We start from the raw sequence: 20,159 nt of genomic DNA, 5'->3' as shown, positions 1-20,159 counted from the left end.
GAGATAAATGAAACAAATAGTATTACTTTTAATGCTTCTGTTTACTTATGGACAAGCAGAGTACCTAGAAAATGCGCAGGTGCCAAAAGAGGCAAAATCAGACTGGATGGAGCTTCAATCCGGCGAGTGGATTCGAGGGAGTTTTAAAGGAATGTATTCCGGAAAAATGGAGTTTGACAGTGAAGAGTTTGGTCTTGTTAAGTTTGATGTAAGTGATGTCAAACAGCTCATCACTCAGGGAAAATCTACTGTAAGTCTTAACAAAAAGATGCCAAATTTGAGACAACTGAAAAATCTGAAAAGTGTAAGTAGTTTAAAACAAGACAAGGAAGTGACTGGAAAGCTAAGTTTTGAAAATGGTAGATTTACTATTACTCTTAATGATGGACGTACGAAGTCAATTCCAAGTAATAGTATTTCATCTGTTTTTGCAGGAGAAGCCAAGGAGAGTAACTATTGGAGTGCAAATGTTTTTGTAGGTGTAGATATCTTAAGTGGAAATACACAACAGGTAACAATTACAGGAAAAGCAAGTGCTGAGCGTCGTACTTCGTTAACTCGTTTTAGAACTGATTATCTCTCAACATATACAAAGATTGATAACGATACTACAACTACAGATAACAATAGACTTACAGGAACTTTTGATCTCTATCAGACAAACCATTTTTATTGGCGTTTAGCTTCGCTAGAAGCGATTAGAGATCCTTTTAAAAATATTCGAAGTAAGTACACTGTAGGCGTAGGAGTTGGTGATGATATACTCTATACAAATACAATTGATTGGTCCGTTACGATGGGTTCTGGTTATCAGCATACAACTTTTGACACGGTAGTGTCAGGAGAAGATGCTACAGCAGATACACCACTTATTTTTTTAGATACAAGATATAAACAAAGTATTACAACTGATGTAGACTTTTTACTAAATTACAATATGTATATTGTTAATACAGCATCAGGAAGTTATGTACACCATATGGAAGTCTCTTTGGAAACAGAACTCATTAGCGATTTGAGTGTTGATCTTTCACTTTTTTGGGACAGAGTGGAAGCACCGACAACATTTGATGATGGTACAAGGCCTGGAAAAAATGATTTTAAAACTATGCTTGCCATAGGTTATTCATATTAAATTAAAAAAAAGGAAAAAAATGAAAAAATTACTTGTAGGCGGATTTGTGGCAGTTTCACTACTCACAACAGCCCTGAGTGCAAAAGAAAAAACGATGGAGGAGCTCTCTAAAGAGATGTCAAATCCTCTTGCACAGATTTGGAACTTATCGTTTCAAAATAATTACACAACAGTTAAAGTAGATAAGAATGTACTCGGTACTAATGTATCAGGTACTGACCATGTAAATACAACACTCTTTCAGCCTGTGTTACCTATACCTTTGAAAAATGGTATGACTGCGTTTGCTCGACCTGTATTTACTTACATAGATGCACCAACGGGTTATGGTATTCATGTTGATAACCCTATGGAAGCCACTGCGTTTGGAAAAAATAGAGAAGCAAAATTAGGTGACTTAATCTTACCTATGGGTGTCGGTGTAGTGAAGATGAAAGGGTGGTCTTATGGTATTGGGGCAACTTTTATTTTCCCAACATCACAGCATAAGACAATCGCTTCGCATCAGTATCAGGCAGGACCGACAGTACTGGCACTCTATGCAAATGAAGATTTTACAATTGGAACTCACATACAGCACTGGTGGGGTATAGCCGATGATGGAACGGATGGTATTAAAATGGCAAATCATACCGATATTCAGTATTTTGTTATCTACAATCTTCCTCATGCATGGCAACTTCGTGCAAGTCCGCATATTACAGTTAACTGGAAAGCTTCAGGTGGCAACAAGCTCACTCTGCCTCTAGCATTTGGAGTTGGAAAAATGGTAAAAATAGGACCAATGCCGGTGCAGCTTATGGCAGAGTACCAAAAAGCAATAATAAAGCCTGATTATATAACATCTGAAGATACCATTATGATTCAAGCAAACTTTATCATTAAAAATCCATTTGGAAAGTTATAGGATGAAAAAGTTTTTTTTAGTCGTTGTAATAGCCCTTTTGGGATTTACTCTTTTTGGGGCTGATATAACAAAAAGCACTCAAACCATTTACTATGGTGGCAATATTTTAACAATGGAGGGTGCTAAACCTAACTATGTTGAAGCCGTGGTTGTAAGAGATGGTAAAATTATCTATGCTGGAGATGAGGCAGCTGCATTTAAAAATTTCCCAGGGAAAACTATAGGTATTGATCTTAAGGGAAAAACGATGATGCCTGGTTTTATTGAACCTCATGTGCATCCTTCCATTGCTGCGATAATTTTAGGAGGAGATATTATTGCTCCTCACGATTGGAAAGTACCCCAAGGACTTAAAAAAGGTGTTAGTGGGCATGAAGCTTACTTAAAAAGGCTCAAAAAAAGTATAGAAAAATATGGCAGTAAAGATCATGTTCTTTTTGTTTGGGGGTATCACCAACTGTGGCATGGCGACTTAAACAGAAATATGCTCAATAAACTCGCTCCCAATACACCTGTAGTGGTTATTCACCGCTCATTCCATGAAGCTTTTCTTAATGATGCTGCAATGAAACTGATGAAAGTCAAAGAGGAAGATTACAAAGGGAATGAACAAGTGGAATTTGAACGGGGTCATTTCTTTGAAGGTGGCTGGTTGGCGCTTGTACCTCGTATTGCTCCATTTTTGATAAACCCTTCGCGTTATAAAAAAGGTTTACATGATATGAGCATACTTATTACACAAAATGGTATTACAACAGTAGCAGAACAGGGGTTTCCAGAGTCTAACTTTAAAATGGAATACAGTATGCTCAAAGGGGAGATGGATAAAAATCCTCCTTATGATGTTTATAATGTTCTTAATGGTACACAACTCTATAATGCCAATGTCAAGTCAAATGAAAAAGCGTATGAGTGGATGCAAAAAGCTTCCAAGTACGATACGCAAAACATTAAAATGCTGCCTAAAGAGGTAAAACTCTATGCCGATGGTGCTATTTATTCACTTGCTATGCAGATGAAAGGTGGTTATAGTGATGGTTTTAAAGGGCAGTGGATGACACCTTTGAAACTTTTTAAAGAGCAGATGAACTTTTACTGGGACAAGGGGTATAAGATTCATATCCATGCCAACGGAGATTTAGGTATTCAAAGATGTATAGACATTACTAGAGAGATGATGAAACGCCACCCTCGTAAAAACCATCAACTTACTCTGCATCATCTTGGTTATTTTACAAAAAGCCAAGCTGATGAGATGAAAGAACTTGGCATAGAAGGCTCAGTAAATCCTTACTATCTTTGGGCATTGACAGATAAATATTCAAAGTATGGACTTGGTAAAAAGAGAGCAGAAAATATGGTGCCTATGAAACTGCTTGCTGATAGAAATATATCTTTTTCCCTGCACTCTGACTTTGGGATGGCACCATTAGAGCCATTAACTCTTGTATGGACAGCCGTGAATCGAATGACCAGTGGTGGTCATTTTGTTTCACAAGACCAAAGAATTGATGCCTATACAGCACTTAAAGGTATCACTATAAACGCAGCAAGAACATTGAGTCTTGAGAAAGATATGGGTTCTATTAAAGTAGGAAAAGTAGCTAATTTTACACTTTTAGAGGAGAATCCTTTGAAAGTGAAACCAATGCACATAAAAGATATTAAGGTTTTAGGTGTGATTTATCATGGAAAGAAGCAACAATAGCTTATTAAAACAAAAAAAAGGATAAAAAATGTTCAAAAGATATATAGCGAGTTTTGCTCTAGCAGCAACTATGTTTACAACAGCGAGTGATGCGTGTACAGGGATTACTCTAACAGCCAAAGACGGAAGTGTTATTCATGCACGTACTTTGGAGTTTGCAGTGGATTTAGGTTCAAATGTTTTAGTTGTTCCTCGTGGATACAAACGTCAGGGAACTACGCCAGATGGCAAAAATGGGAAGAAGTGGACATCTAAGTATGCGTCTATTGGTGCAAATGGTTCAGGAGTGCCTTGGATTTTTGATGGCTTCAATGAAAAAGGTCTCTCTATGGGACTATTTTATCATCCAACGACAGCTGTCTATATGCCTTATAAAAAGAGTGATGCAAAAAATACTATTGCAGTATGGGAGTTAGGTTCATACATACTTGAAAATTTTGCAACGACTCAAGAGGTAAAAAAGAACATTAAAAATATTGTTGTTCCAGCAGTTGTATTTAAAGAGTGGGGATTTGTACCACCTGTACATTTTATAGTAACAGATGCAAAGGGTAAAAGTATCGTCATCGAATACTTAAAAGGAAAATTGCATGTGTTTGACAATCCACTTGGTGTTTTGACAAACTCTCCTTCATTTGATTGGCATATGACAAATCTTAGAAATTATCCAAATCTGGGTGCTACACAGCCTAAGACAAGAAAAGTTGGCGGTATTGAGCTCAAACCTTTTGGTATGGGTGCTGGTATGGTCGGACTTCCTGGTGATTTCACGCCACCGTCTCGTTTTGTAAGAGCTGTTGCATTTACAACATCAATTCTTCCGACATCTAATGGAAAAGAGACCGTGATTGAGGCATTTCATATTCTTAACAACTTTGACATTCCAAAGGGTTCTGCAAGAGAACCACATAAAGATAAACATGGAAATATCATTGCAGACTTTACAACATGGACAAGTGCTAGTGATTTAAAAGCGAAAAAGTTTTACTTCCGTACTTATAATAATTCTCAAATCAGAATGGTGGACTTAAATAAGATGAACTTAAATGCTAAAAAAATAGTGACAATTCCAATGGAAGGCAAAGAGCCTATAAAAGAGTTACGACCATAATAAAATCATCTGAAATTTATAGCAATTATGATAAAATTTCTCTATGAAACATAGCTTTTTAAGAAAATATTTCAGCATTATCTTCCTTGTGGCAACCCTGCTTGGGAGTATGCACCATCATAATGACCTTAAGCAACATAATGATTGTAAAATATGTACCATTAAGGCGGGTATGGCAAATGCCGATACGCCTGTGGATGTTGTTTATCTCTCTGAACTTGAAATTTTTCATGAAGCTATTGTCGCAGAGCTAGAGAATCTTACAGCTAAAAAATTCTTCAATCCTCTAAACGCAAGAGCGCCTCCACACCTCTCCTAATTTTCACAACAATAAAAATATTAGAATAATTTGGAGACAATAATGAAAAAAACAGTATGTTTGTCGTTATTTGCTTGTGCATCTCTCTTTGCTAATGCAGATACAAATGCAACACAAGTACAACTACAAAAACAAAAAGTGGCAATAGAAAAATTGCAAACGCAGCTTGATATGCTTTCACAAAAGAGTCAAGGTACACTCAATACAAGTGCATCTTTTTCACAAAATGCCTATCTGCCTGACATTGCACTTATTTTAAACATGTCGGCAGTTGGTCGTGATGTGAACAATACTGCGTATAGTAAGATGGCAATTCCAGGATTTATTGACAAAGGTGATGCCGAACTTCCTTTTAATAAAAACAGAGGTTTTAATCTAAACTATGCAGAAGTGGCAATGCATTCATCAGTTGATCCCTATTTTGATGCCTTTGCTATGTTTCATCTGCATCCAAATGCATTTGAAATAGGTGAAGCGTATATACAAACAACATCTTTACCTTATGCCCTACGAATAAAAGCAGGAAAATTTAAAAGTGATTTTGGGCGTATCAACTCAAAGCACCAACACGCTTGGCATTTTGATGATCAGCCTATAATCTACAAGGCACTTTTTGGACCAGATGGCATTAGTGATGCAGGAATACAACTTCAATGGGTCGCACCAACAGATACTTACATTATGGCAGGTATTGAGGCGATGCAGGGAACAAATGAGAGAAGTTTTGGAGATACCGAGGAAAATAACCTCTATGTTGGGTATGTGAAATCAAGTATAGATGTAGGAGATGACCTCTCTATTTTAGGTGGGGTGAGTCTCGCACATGGAAAAAACACAACGACAAACGCAACGAATGTTTACGGTGCTGATTTAACAATGCGTGATCAGCTTGGTGCGTATAGCTCTCTTATTTGGCAGAGTGAATACTTGCAGCGTAATAAAGATATAGGTACAACAACAAACAAACAGGCAGGGCTTTACAGTGAACTCCTCTATCAGTATAACAACAACTACTCTGGTGGTGTGCGTTACGATGCCATTACGAAAAATGATGTTGATTTATCGGCATATAATGGTGTAAATACGAGTAATTTGGATAAATATACGGCAATGCTTGAGTACAAACCTTTTCCAATGTCACGACTGCGTTTGAGTTATAGTTATGACAGAACAAAAGTGATTGCAGGTGAGCGAAAAGATATAAATACAGTAATGTTAAGCCTTAACATTGCAGCAGGCGCACATGGCGCACATGATTATTAGGAAGAAAATATGAAAAAGATAGCTTTACTAACAGTGTTACTCACAACGCTTGCATTTGCTCGAGTAAATGTCGATACAACTTACTCTACACTTGGAGCAGTAGCGAAAAAAATAGGTGGCGATAATGTAAAAGTTGTTGTGCTTGGAAGTCCAAAATATGACCCACACTTTATTGTTCCAAAACCCTCACTTCTTTCTAAACTTCGTCGTGCTGATTTGCTCATTATGAATGGTGGAGGGCTAGAGCTTGGTTGGCTGCCACCACTTTTAAGAAATGCAAACAATCCTAAGATTAGAAATGGAGCAAAAGGCTTTTTAGATATGTCTCATTTTGTGCATATGATAGATGTTCCAACTTCTGTTTCTCGTGCATTTGGAGATGTTCATGCTCAAGGAAATCCTCACTACTCTACTGACCCTCATGTTGTACTTATTATGGCAAAAGCTATAGAGAAAAAACTCGCGCAGATTGACCCTTCTCATGAAACAGCATACAAAACAAATCTTGCAAACTTTACAAAAGAGTGGCAAGCATATCTTACAAAATATGATGCAAATATGCAGATGTGTAAAACAAAAAAAGTGGTGCAGTATCATGAACTCTTTAACTACTTTTTAAGAGAGTACAACATCAAAAGTTATGGTACTATTGAGCCACTTCCAGGAATCGCACCAAGTTCAAGACATACTTTAGCACTCATTCAAACTATGCGTGAGAATGGGGTAAAAACAATTTTACAAGATGTTTATCATGAAAGAAAAACAGCGAAATTTATAGCAGCTAAAACAGGTGCAAGAGTTGCCATTATTCCTCATGATTTAGGAGCTGATGGTTCAAAAACTCTCCAAGAGTTCTACAATAAAATAGCAAACAGAATATGCAAATAGTAGAACTTTTATGGCCAGCCTTTGTGCTTGCCATTGCTTTGGTTTTTATTCACACCGTTTTTGGGCTTGAAATTATTAAGAGGGGTGTGATTTTTACTGACCTTGCCATTGGGCAGATCGCTGCCATAGGAATGGCAATAAGTGTTGCGTTTATGCATTCTCATTACCAAAGTGCCATGACCTTCTTATTTGCTTTTTTTGCAGCACTTGTCATTACTTGGGCAACAAAAAAGGTGCAAAAAATAGAGGCATTTATAGGGCTTTTGTATGCACTTGGTATCTCTTCCATTATGCTTATTTTAGCGCAAAGTGCAGAGGGAACGGAACTTTTCTCAAAACTAAGTGCGGCAGATATTCTTTTTACTTCAAGTGATGAGTTGTACAAAAGTTTAGTCATTTATGGAGCTGTTGCGTTTGTTATGTTTGTTATCTATCCTCGTTTAAACGCAGCACTAAAAGAGTTTACATTTTTTACAATGCTTGCTGTGACTGTAACATCATCTGTACAATCAGCAGGTGTTTTAGTGGTTTTTTCACTTCTTATAGCTCCCTCTTATGCAGGACTTATGCAGAAAAAGATGCCAGCGTTTGGCTTTGCAACGCTCTTTGGCTCTTTGGGCGTTTTACTTGCACTTGTCGGCTCATATTACTTTGATCTACCTACTGGTTATGCTATTATTTTTGTAACAGTGCTGACTTCACTTACTTTTGTTGTGTTTTCAAGTATAATAACAATAAAAAAGCAGGATAGCATATGATAAGTAGGATTTTAGTAGGGTTACAGTTCTTTTTCATATTTTTGATGGTTTTACCATTAGACACACAAACACAGCATCCTTATGTTGGAATTTTTATTACTCTTGTAGGGTTAGTTATAGGTCTTTTAGGAATTTATGAGCATAAAAGTGATAATTTTAACATCCGTCCTGCCATTAAAGAAAATTGCGAACTTGTAACAACTGGTATTTACGCTTATATTCGTCATCCTATGTATTTATCGGTTCTTATAGGTATGTTTGGTATTGTTGTTATCTACTTCACATATTATGAACTAGCTCTTTATATTTTACTTTTTGTGACTATGTTTATAAAAATGTTTTATGAAGAGAGCCTTTGGAAATGTCATAGTCCTGCTTATATTGAATATATGAAAAAAACAAAGCGTTTTTTACCATTTATTTTTTAATAGATACTCAAGAAAATCATGGAGCAGTAAATAATGGATATACTCCTTTTAGTAAAATCAATAGCAGGGCTTAGCGCAATACTTGTTGTATTACTTTTGTTTTTTATTTATACATCCAAAAACAAAAGTAAAAAACAAAAGAAGAAAAAGAGTTATACTTCGCCAACACCTCCAAAACCAAAATATGACTGGAATACTCTTATAAAAAGTGTGCGAAATAAACAAGCAACTACTCAAGAACTGCAAGAGACACTTGCGCTTATTTTAAAATATCATGGAACCATTCCAAATAAATTAGGAATTAGAGTCAATCCAGAATTTGATAAATACTCAGAAGTTTTACTGCGTTTATGTAGGCATCCAAATACAAATAAAGACCTCATAATTGACTTCGATAAAGAGTTAGAGAAGAAGAATCCTGAGTACATTAAAGAGATAAATGATGCACTCACAAAGGGGTTAAACTCCAGAGGAGTTTAAGAGTTTAGCTTTTGTAAACTATTTGTTTTTTGCAGTTGCTTCTTGTACTGCAGTGAGTAACTCTTCAAAGCCTACCTCGCTTGAATGTTCTACTTTTTCGAGCAAGTCAAGTGCTGCGTTTAAGTCACCCTGTTTTGCCTCTTTCATTGCTGATTTAAGACCTTGATGGACCGTTGCATGATGTTTTGATATGCTTGCTATATGTGAGTTTCCTTTCATGAGCGTTGATGAGACTTGAGCGAACCATCTGCCAAAGCGACAGCTATTTTCATCTGCTATGCTTACTTCTTCTTTTGCCATAATAGCTTTGTAAGCGATGATTTTGAGTGCGATATGGTCGATTTTTCCATTACTTACATTAAACTCATTTGTAAGGTTTTCTGTTTTTGCTTTTATCTCATTACTGTTTTGTACAACCATAGAGATATTTTCACCAAAGATATCAAGAATTTCCATCACTTTACCTGTCTCATCGGCAAATGTGTTGCTGATTTCCATCATAGAGTTAGAGTTTTGTTTAAGACCATTAATGTTTATCTCTACCTCTTGAGTTGCTTTTTGTGTACGCTCTGCAAGTTTTCTTACTTCATCAGCAACCACGGCAAATCCACGACCATGCTCACCTGCACGTGCTGCTTCTATAGCTGCGTTTAGTGCAAGAAGGTTTGTTTGATCTGAAATGTCTTTAATGAGGTTAATAATCTCTGCAATTGACATTACACTATCGTTAAGTGAATTTGAATCATCTCCAAGAGTATTTGCATGTTCTTGAATGTTTTCAATAGTAGAAGAGATCTCCTGCGTTTGGCTATTGATATTTATCATTCTATTGTTTGTTTTTGCATTAAGCTCGTTTATCTCTTCAAGTTTCTCAAGGTTCTCTTCTATAGTTCCTTGTAGGAAATGTGTACCACTACTATAACTGTTGATAACAATATTTTCAAGACGATTATCTTGTGTATCTTCTGATTTTATGACATTTTGAGTTGATTGAAGTTGATGAATTTGATTTCTTAGTGAAGTGTTTTCCTCTTCAAGACCTGTTATTCTCTCTTTGTAGGCTTTTTCAAGCTTTTCTATCTTTGCACTGCATCCAAACATTACTGCTCCCCTTTAATTTTTCTATTATATTAACTTCAAACATTTTAACATATAAAACTTAAATATTTTGCCTTTTATTAAAACCAGAAGTTCCTAGCTTTGCATTTAGCTGAAAATTTACTGCATAGGGTTTAAGGTAGCTTGGAATTGCACGACCCTTTAGTTTCATCATATCACTAAGCATTTTATCTGCGATGATTTCTGCTTCGAGTTTTTTAACTCCGCTGAGATAGTCAAAAAGAAGTTCACCTTGTCTTTGGAGTGAGATTTTCCAAGTAGAATCTGTCTTCTCATATATCCACAAACCAAAAGCGTAAAAATTTTTAAAGACTTGTGGCTTTTCACTCTCTTCATCCCAAAGGAGATGTAGAGAGCTTTTAAAGTTGCCGCTATTGTAAAACAAATCCCAAAATCGTGAAAATCGTTTCATAATCTGAATATCTTCAAAACTAAGATTGGAATTTTTTAAAATATCATAAGGAGGAATATCGCTATAGACCATACCATGAGTAATGTCATGGCGTGTGATGTGTGTTCCTGAGAGTTTTTTGAGTATGCCTATTTGTATCTCACAACTACTCATCTGCATTAACTCATCAAGATTTGCTCCAAAACTCTCTAGGCTTTCTCCTGGAAGACCTACAATTAAATCAAGATGAATATGTGCCGTCGTTTCATTCTCTAAAAATTTAATATTCTCTTTTATTTTATCAAGTTTGAGTTGTCTTGAGATGTTGTTTGCTATTTCAAGATTGAGTGTTTGTATGCCTATTTCAAGTTGCAAGGCTCCATGAGGGAAGCGTTGAATTTTTTCTCTAAGTGAAGCTGGAAAGTGGTCGGGTATAACTTCAAAGTGAGCAAAATATGGTGGCTCTTTTGCTAAAAAGAAGTCTAAAATTTTGTTAGCTGATTTCATATTTAAGTTAAAAGTTCTATCTACAAATTTAAAGTTTCTAGCCCCTCTCTGCCAAAGTATTTCAAACTCATTTAATACTTCATCAAGATTAAAAGCACGTACTTTTTCATCCATAGAGGAGAGACAAAACTCACACTCAAAAGGACAACCACGAGAAATTTCCACATATATATAACGGTTTTTGATGTCATCATCTGTGTAGTATTTGTAAGGAAGTTTTATCTCTTTTAAATTTGGCAGGCTCATTCTGCTTATGCGCTCTTGTGGCGTTTTTGAGATGATGTTTTTGCATAAGTTGTAAAAGGCTAAATCTCCCTCACCTTGAATGATGTAATCTGCATCATCATAATTGACACGAAACGGCAGGTAGGTTACTTCTGGACCACCAAGAACGACAATAGTCTGGGGAGATACTTTTTTAAGTATGTGAATAAGCTCACGAATATGAGAAGCATTCCAAATATAAACCCCCAGCCCTATGACATCTGGAGCATTATGTAAAAGCTTTTCGGCAATAGTCTGTATAGCATCATTAATGCTAAATTCTAAAATTGTTGTATCACTTTGAAGTTCTTGCATATTTGCATAGATATAACGAAGTCCAATGGCACTATGAGTAAATCTTGAGTTAAGTGTAGAGAGAATAATTTTCATAAAAGAAGTTTAGCATAAGTTTGAATGAAAAAGTTAGGAAGAAAAACAGCTGAGAGTAAAAAGGGGGAAAACCCAGCTGTTTTAAAAATTTATAGGAGTATTTATCTCTTCTTATGAAAGGGGGAAAACATAATTGAGATGCTGAAATTATAATAATTATAAGTTAATGTTTGGTAAATACTACTTATTCTTTTCGTAATTCCTCATATTCATCCAACATTGCATCAAGTTCACTAAATAGTTTAAGGGATGAGTCCTCCATTATTGTAAAGTTTTGTGTAATTTGTTGAGGATGGTCATACTTAAGAACCGTACCATCATGTACGAAAACCATATTCTTAAAGACGCTATTATGTACAACTGAATGAGCTGCATCCATGGCTTTAAATGATGGTGTTTTACCAAAGCGCTCTGCACCAGCACCTTGATACCATTTTCCAAGACGACAGTTAAGGTGGTCAGGGAACTCTGCATTTTTGTCTTGTGAAAGTACTGAAGAGTAAGCTTTTGATTTAAAGAGAATATGATCAACTTTGACAAGTGTTGTAAAGAGACGGTTTTGGAGTCTGATTGCAACAGTATTTGAGCCTTTAGCTAGTGAGTTAAGCTCTGTAAAGGCATTTTCAAACTCATTGATGGCAGAGTTTGACTCTTGTGCGATGTTACTTATTTCATCAGAGTTTCCACGCATATCGTTTGCCTCTTGTTGTAGTGTTGAGATGGTGATTTCTATCTCATTTGTTGCCTTTTGTGTACGCTCTGCAAGTTTACGAACTTCATCAGCAACTACGGCAAAACCACGACCATGTTCACCTGCACGAGCAGCTTCTATGGCTGCGTTTAATGCAAGAAGATTTGTTTGGTCTGCAATATCTTTAATGAGCCCTACAACTTCAGAAATTTCACGAGAGCGTCCCTCAAGGCTAATAATTCCCTCATGTGAAGAGGCAATAAGCTCAACGAGAGTAGAGAGTCTTTGTGTAATATCTACAACATTAGAGAGGTTTTCAGCAGCTTGGTCTGCTGTTTGTGCCGATACATCTACAATTGCCTTTGCATTATCAGAGGACTGTAGTAGGTCTGTTTGTAAAATTCCAAGTCCTCGTGCTACACCACCACCAAGTTTTGTAAATTGTGCAGAGAGTTCGCCGAGCATTTTTGTCTCATATCCGCTTGCAATGGAAGTGATTGCAGCATTCACTTTTGAAGATGCATAGTTATAGATTCCATGAAGACCCTGTGGAAAGGAGACTCTATATGTTTTGCCATTTGAAGCAGCTTCAATAGTAGTTGTTGCATCACGCATAAAGGCTTCTGTCTGGTCTAACATATTGTTAATAGACCATGCAAAGGCTGATATTTCAGAATTATCTTCTGGGATGTGTGTAATACGTCCCTCAAGGTTACCTTGTGCCGCAGCATCTACAACTTTTTTCATTGTATGTATTAGGCCTGTTGATTTTACTGCTCCTGCATCTGAAGGCATAAACAAAGAGATAAGCAAAAGCACAAATAAAATGATAGCAAAAATATAACTTGCAACTACGAGAGCATATATTGAAGCACCTAGTAGTGTTACAAAAAGCAGAAGTGCCTGTTTATTTTTGAATAGAGATGATAAATTCATCATATGAGACTCCTTTTTCAAATAGTAAATCGTTTAACACTTTCTCTCCAGCAGCAATTCCACCGCTGCGTTCAGCTTGAAGCATTTTGTCATAGAGAGGTTTAATGAGTTCAAGAGCACTCTCTTTTGGCTTTCTTCTTACTGAATAGTAACCAATAATATCGCCTCTGTCATTTGTTGAAGCCGTAACATTGGCAATGACCCAGTATCCGTTACCATTTTTTGTTTTATTGATAACATAGGCAAAAATTTCATCTTTGTTTTGAATACGATCCCAAAGCAGTTTGAAAACAGTTTTTGGCATATCAGGGTGGCGAACTATATTGTGAGGTTTACCCAGTAGTTCTTTCTCTGTGTACTCTGCCATAGTCATAAATATCTCATTGACATAAGTCAGTCGACCTTTTGTATCTGTTTTAGATACAATGAAGTCATTCTCTTTCATCTCTAATAACATCAGATTCTTCCTTTCAAAAAAATAATGTAAAGATATTAACATAAATTATTATAAATAATGCTATATTTGCATTTATGTTTCAACTATTATCACTTTTTTACTATTTTTACTTCTCTATTGTCGGGATTTATATTATTTTTTTACCAAAAGTTTTAAGTAGTGTAGGCTATGGAGCGAGTGAAATAGGCATCATCTTTGCTGCTGCTCCTCTTGTGCGTTTTGTGCTTCCATTTTTATTTATGCGTGGGCTTACTCTGAGTACAACCATTTTTAAAGCTTCACTTCTCTTAGTTGTATTGAGTGTTCTCTCTTTTTTCTTCTCCTTGCATCATTTTTATGCACTTCTTTGCTCAAATATAGCGATGGGCATAGGTATGAGTCTTATTTTGCCATTTGTGGAGACCATTGCTCTACGCTCCATAGGTAAAGAGCGATATGGAAAGTCAAGACTTTTTGGTTCTGTCGGATTTATTGTTGTCGCTCTTGTTTTGGTGAAATTATTAAGTTCTGCATACATTGCTCTTGATTTTTTATTAGCACTTACATTTCTTACTGCACTCGTTGCGTTTAGAGTAGAGAAGCTCTCTTCTAAAGAGCAGATAGGAGTTATAAAAAAGAGTGAAAATGAGAACATTAGTATCATAAAAGATTGGCAATTGTGGCTTGGTTTGGTACTTGTGCAGATGAGTTTTGGCTCTTTTTATAATTTTTTTACTATCTATGAAACTGACCACGGTATTAGCCTGAATATGACGGTCTATTTATGGAGCTTTGGCGTATTTATTGAGATAATTATGTTTTTCTTTCAAGCAAAACTGCTCTATGGAAATTTGCTTAATATTATACGCTTTACTATGCTTGCCACTACACTTCGTTGGTTTTTAGTTTTTGCATTTGCTACAAATTTACCCGTACTCTTTTTTGCACAATCGCTACATGCTTTGAGTTTTGCACTCTTTCACTCAGCAGCCATTAGTTACCTTTTTCACCTTTACAAAAACAAATCACTCGCGCAGCAACTTTTTTCGGGTATGGGCTATGGTTTAGGTGGTTTAAGTGGAGCGATGCTCTCAGGATACATCTATGAGTATTACCCCTCGTATCTATTTTTGAGTTCTAGTTTTATTGCGTTTGGTGCGTATATTTTTATAGGTTTGTGGAGTAAAAAGGTAAAGAAAGGGGAGATGATTATGGACTAGTAGTCCATAATCAAGTTAAATGTAAAAGTAGAATCTGTTGTTTTTGCTGCAAGTGGTTTATTTACATAATCAAGTTTATAGCTTATACCTGCTGAAAACATATCTGAAAGTTTTGATGCAAATGCTGTTTTTGAGTGAGCAAAATAGTTGCTAGAGTCTTCAAAAGAACCTCGGAAGCTTGCCTCTTGTGTAAATTTCAGGTTTTTAAGAATATCCCATCCATATACAAGTGCTGCTCTGTATCCAGAGTAATTATTTGTATCTCTAGGTTGTGTATAACTCTTATCTGATGAATAGAGAATATTTCCATTTAGAGATAAATCATGTGCATCATTTTTAATAGCTTGGTATTTTAGACCAGGACCAGTATATGCTTGATATGCAAATCCTGCATATCTATCTGATTTATACCCTGCAAGGTAGTTAAAAGCTAATATTTGAGTAAAACTATAGTCATAATTCACTTCAATTAAATACTTGTTTTTAACCTCTACATCATCAGCACTTCCATACTGTCCATCAAGTTTTAGACTTGTTTGGTGTTTTCCCCAAGCTTTTTTAACATTTGCATCAAGATTGAAAGTTTTTGTTTTTGTATTACCATCTGTTTGGATGTAACCCATTTCCGTATGTGTAACAAGTGCATCAGGGTTTTTATCTGCTGCTTGTGCGCTTATAGTAAGTGCTGAGAGTGCGAATGCACTCAATATAATTTTTTTCATATTTTTTCTCCTTGGTTTTTAAAATTGAGTTCTCTATTGTTTGTCTGTATGTACATCCATTTGAGGATAAGGAATAGAGATACCTTTTTCATCAAATGTTAGTTTTACACTCTCAAGCATATCAAAATATACGCCCCAGTAGTCATCTGTAAGCGTCCATGCACGCACAACGAAGTTTACACTGCTGTCTGCAAGTTCACTGACTGCTATGAATGGTTCAGGCTCGCTGAGGATGCGTTTGTCAGCTTTTACTATTTCCATAAGTGTCTCTTTTGCAAGCTTAAGATCATCATCGTACCCGATTCCAAATACGTGGTCAACTCTACGCTGTTCTCTGTTTGAGAAGTTTGTGATATTAGCGCCGATGATAGAAGAGTTTGGCACAATAACCACACGCTTGTCAACAGGTGTAAGAATGGTAGAGAAGAGGTTGATGTCTGTTACTTCTCCCGTTACTCCGCCTGTCTCTATAACATCGCCAACTTTAAAGGGACGAAAGAGGATGATAAGTACCGCCGCACCGATGTTTGAAAATGAGCCTTGTAGTGCCAAACCGATAGCTAAAGTAGCCGCACCAAATACTGCTACAAATGAGGTGGTATTTACACCGAGTTGGTTTAGTGCCGCGATGACAACCATCAACAGCAGTGTAAAATAGATGATGCTTTCACTAAACTCGACAAGTGTTTTGTCAATTTTCGCTTTATGCATCATTTTTTTGATAAAGGCAGTAAGCTTTTTAGCTACCCATTTACCAAGAAGGAAGATAATGAGCGCAGCTATGATTTTGAAACCATATTCGCTTGCGTACAGCAGAGCCATATCTATGTATTTTTGGATGTCAATATTTTCCATTGGAATGCCTTATGTTATGATAGCAGGCATATTAACAAAAAATAATTATATTACAAAGCTTTTAATGAATTTTTGTGAATCTCTTCAACAAATCGTGTAAGTTTGTAATAGTCGTTGAGGTATTTGGAATCGGTTTTAAATAGTTCCTGTCTGTATTTCAAATAATTTGCCCACACTTTCTTACTTTGTGGAGTACGACCGCGTTTATGAAGTTCAAAACTAACTGCTGCGTTTATAAGACCTTTGAGGAGTTTAACTTCGCCACTCTCTTCAAATCGACGGGGAAACCATACACTCTCAAGGGCTTCATGGGCATCATAGTAGCGCTCTTCTTTGAGACAAAGTATATATTCTTGCGTTTTTTTATTTATCATTTTCATCCAAAAGCATCATATTTTTACGCCAATATCCCCGTCCACCTTTGAGTGAAACGCAGTGATGTTGTGGAAACTTTTCTCTGTACTCTTTGAGACGATTAAGTGTCGCCTTGCCTGTATCGCAGTAGAAGACAAAAACAGTACCATCAGCATAGTTTTTCATCTCATAAGGATTATAGGTTATAGTATCGGCTTTTTCGATGGGAGAGAGGATGGTATCGACAAGCACAACATCCACTCCCTCTTTTTGTAATTGTTTTTTATTTTCTAAAAACTCTTTTTGAGTCCATTCATTTGGATAATTCATACTATAATTATAGCAATTAGATGTAAAAGGAAGCTAACTATGCAAAGAGAAATAAATGATTTTTCGATTTTTGAAGAGATTTGGCATGCAATTACACATGGATTTGGGCTTTTTTTAAGCACTTTTGGATTTGGAGTACTTTTTGCTCTCTCTATTGAGAGTGGTGATGGGCAAAAAATATGGACGAGTATTGTCTTTGGTTTGGGTCTTTTAAGTATGTATGGTGCTTCTACCCTTTACCACGCCGTGCCATACTACAAAGCAAAATCATTACTGCAACTTTTTGACCATGCTGCCATATACATACTTATAGCAGCAACATATACGCCAGTGGTTGTCCTTGGTGTGCAGGGTGTTTTTGGTTGGCTATTGCTTGGTATTATCTGGTTTTTTGCTCTGCTTGGGGTCTACCTAAAGTTTGCTTTTCCGGCTAGGTTTGAGGTTTTTTCATTGGTACTTTATGCTGTGATGGGGTGGCTCATCATCATCGCTTATCAACCCCTTATTGAGCATGCAGGCTGGCTTTTCTTCTCTTTACTTTTAGCAGGAGGTGTGACCTATACTGTAGGCATCTTTTTCTATGTCAAAGATAGCATGAAACTTAATCACGCAGTATGGCATCTCTTCGTTCTTGGAGGAAGTGTTTTTCACTACTTCAGCGTTTTTCTGCTTATTAGTGCTAGAGCCTAGAGCATAGTTTGTATTTTACTGTTTTAAGTGACGAAATTATTTGAATTATTGCATTTATATTTATAACTCACTATAATAGTGGAAAAAAAGTGGGAAAATGCTGACAAATAAAAAAGCTTCTCTTCGTGCAAAAATAGTTTTAATAACACTATTTTTAGTAACACTTCTTGGCGTAATATTTTTTATATCTACCATGACTGCAACTAAAATTAATAAACGTATAATATTAGAACATGATTTCTCTATGCGTACAATAGATGGTTATTTAAAACATTTTACTGAAATAAATATGAATATTACAAAAGCTTTGTTTATTAAAAATCAAGATATTTTAGATAGTTTAAAAAATAAAAAAGAGAGGAATATAGTTCTAAACAAGCAATTTTTAACTTATAAAGCATTTGTTCCATCTTTAAAAAAAATAGAGTTTATTCAAAAGAGTAGTTTCTCAAAAATGCATTATTTTGAAAAAAATGCCTTAGAAACAAGACAGATACAGAGTGGTTTTGAACTTGAAAAAGGGATTTGCCATTATGAAATTGTTAGACCTGTTTATGTAAAAAATAGTTTTTTGGGTGTAGTGGAGTTTTCATATGATGCTAAAAGGATAATGACAAACCTTTATGCTTATTATCATAAAAACATTGCTTTAATTTTTTTTAAAAATCAAAAAATAAATTTGTTATATGCCTCATCACCAATAATTAAAAATTTTATAGAACAGTATGATAAAGGGGAGTCTTTTCCTAATATTGTTATGATAGAAGGTAAAGAGTATAGTCTTTATAGTAGAGTGGAAAATAGTAAAAATAAAATAATGTTGCTCTCATTTTATAATGCTACCCCAAACTTAAATGATAGAAAAAATTTACTATATATGCTTTTATTTGTTGGGACTGTTTTAGCACTTATGGCTATTTTTATAATCAATTTTGTGGTGAATTATTTTATAGGTATAATTTATAAAAGAGAAAATGAAATACAAACAAAAGTTGATACACTCTCTTTTCAATCGCGACATAATAGTATAACAGCACTTCCAAACTTGAAAGTTTTTCAAGATAAAGTGCAGAGTCTTAATCGCTATGTCATTTTTATACTAAAAATTGATAATATTGACATCTTAAAGACGACTTATGGAGGAGAACTTGTTAAATCTGTTTTAAAAGTAACTTCTCAATATTTAATAGAAAATCTTCCAAGAAATGCCTCTTTATACCATATGGATTTTGATGAATTTACAATTGTATTAAATGAACCAACACCTAAACAAGATATTTTGTTATCTTCTCAAATAAAATCATATTTTGAAGTAACTCCAGCCATTGTGGATGATGTGCATATTCATCTTAGTTTTTCTGTGGGTATATCAGGTGAGGAGAATGATGAAGAAAACAATAATGATCTCTTCTCTCAGGCAAATATTGCTCTTCTTGAAGCGAAGCATCGAGGAAGGTCATTTATTGTGATCTATAGTCCGAATATGAGTAAAGTAGGTTCTTATACACAACTTTCAAAAAACATTGCAATTTTACAAAAAGATTTAGAGAATGAGGCACTTACTCCTTTTTATCAGGCTATAGTGGATGTAAAAACAGAAAAAACTTTTAAGTATGAGGCTCTTGCTCGTATTAAAGATGGTGATAAAATAATTTCACCATATCTATTTATGGAAGCAGCAGAAGTTGCAGGTTTACATAGTTCTATAACAAAACAGATGATTCAAAAAACATTTTTGTATTTTGAATCAAGTTCTGTGCAGTTTAGTATAAATATTACAAAGCAAGATTTATTAGAAAACTATTTAAGCGATTTTTTACAAGCAAAAGCAAAAAGACATAATATTAAGCCTTCAAATGTAACATTAGAGATTTTAGAAGATGTCGCCATCGATGATGAAGATGCTATTATTCAGCAAATCAATCAATTAAGTGATTTAGGTTTTGTTATTGCTATTGATGATTTTGGTGTTGAGAGTTCAAACATGTCAAAATTAACTGAGTTATGTGCCTCTTTTATTAAGATAGATGGTAGCTTTATCAAAGATATTGACACAAACAAAAAACATTTTCATATTGTTGAGTCACTTGTATTTATTGCAAGAAAATTAGATATGAAGATTATTGCAGAGTTTGTTCATAATGAAGAGGTCTTTAATGTTGTAAAAGAGTTAGGTATTGATTATGCTCAAGGTTATTATTTTGCTGAACCACTTATAGAGGTGGATTTTTAATAATAAGCAAATAATAGGCTACAA

Annotated in this window: 21 protein-coding genes and 1 pseudogene; 13 read left to right on the top strand and 9 right to left on the bottom strand. The window is 35.3% G+C overall.

Going from position 1 to position 20,159, the window contains the following annotated elements:
• The first annotated feature begins 7 nt into the window (after window positions 1-7).
• The 10 genes from MV589_RS06195 to MV589_RS06150 all read left to right on the top strand — a co-directional run bounded on the left by MV589_RS06195 (window position 8) and on the right by MV589_RS06150 (window position 8,997).
• Window positions 8-1,135 (top strand): DUF481 domain-containing protein, encoded by a 1,128-nt coding sequence (locus tag MV589_RS06195; protein ID WP_297433083.1) that lies wholly within the window; start codon window positions 8-10, stop codon window positions 1,133-1,135.
• 19 nt (window positions 1,136-1,154) lie between these two features.
• Entirely contained in the window at window positions 1,155-2,042 is an 888-nt protein-coding gene (locus tag MV589_RS06190) for a hypothetical protein (protein WP_297433082.1), read from the top strand.
• A 1-nt stretch (window position 2,043) separates the two neighbouring features.
• Entirely contained in the window at window positions 2,044-3,750 is a 1,707-nt protein-coding gene (locus tag MV589_RS06185; RefSeq protein WP_297433081.1) for an amidohydrolase, read from the top strand.
• 28 nt (window positions 3,751-3,778) lie between these two features.
• Window positions 3,779-4,861 (top strand): linear amide C-N hydrolase, encoded by a 1,083-nt coding sequence (locus MV589_RS06180; protein WP_297433080.1) that lies wholly within the window; start codon window positions 3,779-3,781, stop codon window positions 4,859-4,861.
• An 88-nt stretch (window positions 4,862-4,949) separates the two neighbouring features.
• Window positions 4,950-5,180 (top strand): hypothetical protein, encoded by a 231-nt coding sequence (locus MV589_RS06175; protein ID WP_297433079.1) that lies wholly within the window; start codon window positions 4,950-4,952, stop codon window positions 5,178-5,180.
• Window positions 5,181-5,222: 42 nt separating this feature from the next.
• Window positions 5,223-6,443: a TonB-dependent receptor gene (locus MV589_RS06170; RefSeq protein ID WP_297433078.1), complete on the top strand. Its 1,221-nt coding sequence runs from the start codon at window positions 5,223-5,225 to the stop codon at window positions 6,441-6,443.
• A 9-nt stretch (window positions 6,444-6,452) separates the two neighbouring features.
• Complete coding sequence (locus MV589_RS06165) at window positions 6,453-7,331, top strand: metal ABC transporter substrate-binding protein (protein ID WP_297433077.1); 879 nt, start codon at window positions 6,453-6,455, stop codon at window positions 7,329-7,331.
• Window positions 7,322-8,089, top strand: coding sequence for a metal ABC transporter permease (locus MV589_RS06160; protein ID WP_297433076.1), 768 nt, complete (start codon window positions 7,322-7,324; stop codon window positions 8,087-8,089). The genes MV589_RS06165 and MV589_RS06160 overlap by 10 nt, the downstream gene beginning before the upstream one ends.
• Window positions 8,086-8,517 (top strand): methyltransferase family protein, encoded by a 432-nt coding sequence (locus tag MV589_RS06155; protein WP_297433075.1) that lies wholly within the window; start codon window positions 8,086-8,088, stop codon window positions 8,515-8,517. The genes MV589_RS06160 and MV589_RS06155 overlap by 4 nt, the downstream gene beginning before the upstream one ends.
• Before the next feature lie 33 nt (window positions 8,518-8,550).
• Entirely contained in the window at window positions 8,551-8,997 is a 447-nt protein-coding gene (locus tag MV589_RS06150; protein ID WP_297433074.1) for a hypothetical protein, read from the top strand.
• 18 nt (window positions 8,998-9,015) lie between these two features.
• Here the strand turns inward: MV589_RS06150 and MV589_RS10990 are convergent, their stop codons facing one another.
• The 5 genes and pseudogenes from MV589_RS10990 to MV589_RS06125 all read right to left on the bottom strand — a co-directional run bounded on the left by MV589_RS10990 (window position 9,016) and on the right by MV589_RS06125 (window position 13,752).
• On the bottom strand, window positions 9,016-10,098 hold the full coding sequence (locus tag MV589_RS10990) for a methyl-accepting chemotaxis protein (protein WP_521966171.1): 1,083 nt from the start codon (window positions 10,096-10,098) through the stop codon (window positions 9,016-9,018).
• A 58-nt stretch (window positions 10,099-10,156) separates the two neighbouring features.
• A complete protein-coding gene (locus tag MV589_RS06140; protein WP_297433073.1) occupies window positions 10,157-11,668 on the bottom strand; it encodes a B12-binding domain-containing radical SAM protein in 1,512 nt (503 codons plus the stop codon).
• A 184-nt stretch (window positions 11,669-11,852) separates the two neighbouring features.
• Complete coding sequence (locus MV589_RS06135; protein WP_297433088.1) at window positions 11,853-12,191, bottom strand: CZB domain-containing protein; 339 nt, start codon at window positions 12,189-12,191, stop codon at window positions 11,853-11,855.
• 96 nt (window positions 12,192-12,287) lie between these two features.
• Window positions 12,288-12,551 (bottom strand): annotated as a pseudogene (locus MV589_RS10985) (methyl-accepting chemotaxis protein); the annotation flags it as partial.
• Between the two features lie 715 nt (window positions 12,552-13,266).
• On the bottom strand, window positions 13,267-13,752 hold the full coding sequence (locus MV589_RS06125; protein ID WP_297433072.1) for a PAS domain-containing protein: 486 nt from the start codon (window positions 13,750-13,752) through the stop codon (window positions 13,267-13,269).
• A gap of 74 nt (window positions 13,753-13,826) precedes the next feature.
• Here MV589_RS06125 and MV589_RS06120 point away from each other — a divergent pair, with 74 nt between their 5' ends.
• A complete protein-coding gene (locus tag MV589_RS06120) occupies window positions 13,827-14,951 on the top strand; it encodes an MFS transporter (protein WP_297433071.1) in 1,125 nt (374 codons plus the stop codon).
• Here the strand turns inward: MV589_RS06120 and MV589_RS06115 are convergent.
• Genes MV589_RS06115 through MV589_RS06100 form a run of 4 tightly spaced genes read right to left on the bottom strand, consistent with a single transcriptional unit; the run spans window position 14,948 to window position 17,212 of the window.
• Complete coding sequence (locus MV589_RS06115) at window positions 14,948-15,673, bottom strand: DUF481 domain-containing protein (protein ID WP_297433069.1); 726 nt, start codon at window positions 15,671-15,673, stop codon at window positions 14,948-14,950. The genes MV589_RS06120 and MV589_RS06115 overlap by 4 nt on opposite strands.
• Before the next feature lie 33 nt (window positions 15,674-15,706).
• Window positions 15,707-16,528, bottom strand: a complete 822-nt coding sequence (locus MV589_RS06110; RefSeq protein ID WP_297433067.1) for a mechanosensitive ion channel family protein — start codon at window positions 16,526-16,528, stop codon at window positions 15,707-15,709.
• Between the two features lie 50 nt (window positions 16,529-16,578).
• A complete protein-coding gene (locus MV589_RS06105; protein WP_297433065.1) occupies window positions 16,579-16,902 on the bottom strand; it encodes a DUF309 domain-containing protein in 324 nt (107 codons plus the stop codon).
• Window positions 16,892-17,212, bottom strand: coding sequence for a hypothetical protein (locus tag MV589_RS06100; protein ID WP_297433064.1), 321 nt, complete (start codon window positions 17,210-17,212; stop codon window positions 16,892-16,894). Before MV589_RS06100 ends, MV589_RS06105 begins: the two co-directional genes overlap by 11 nt.
• A 39-nt stretch (window positions 17,213-17,251) precedes the next feature.
• Here MV589_RS06100 and trhA point away from each other — a divergent pair, with 39 nt between their 5' ends.
• Window positions 17,252-17,902 (top strand): PAQR family membrane homeostasis protein TrhA, encoded by a 651-nt coding sequence (gene trhA / locus MV589_RS06095; protein WP_297433062.1) that lies wholly within the window; start codon window positions 17,252-17,254, stop codon window positions 17,900-17,902.
• A 97-nt stretch (window positions 17,903-17,999) separates the two neighbouring features.
• Window positions 18,000-20,135 carry an EAL domain-containing protein gene (locus tag MV589_RS06090; protein ID WP_297433060.1) on the top strand — a complete coding sequence of 712 codons (2,136 nt, stop codon included), beginning with the start codon at window positions 18,000-18,002 and terminating at the stop codon, window positions 20,133-20,135.
• Window positions 20,136-20,159 lie beyond the last annotated feature (24 nt).

Source organism: Sulfurimonas sp. (assembly GCF_026991475.1).
GTDB lineage: Bacteria > Campylobacterota > Campylobacteria > Campylobacterales > Sulfurimonadaceae > Sulfurimonas.
This window is presented reverse-complemented; position numbering and strand designations above follow the sequence as displayed.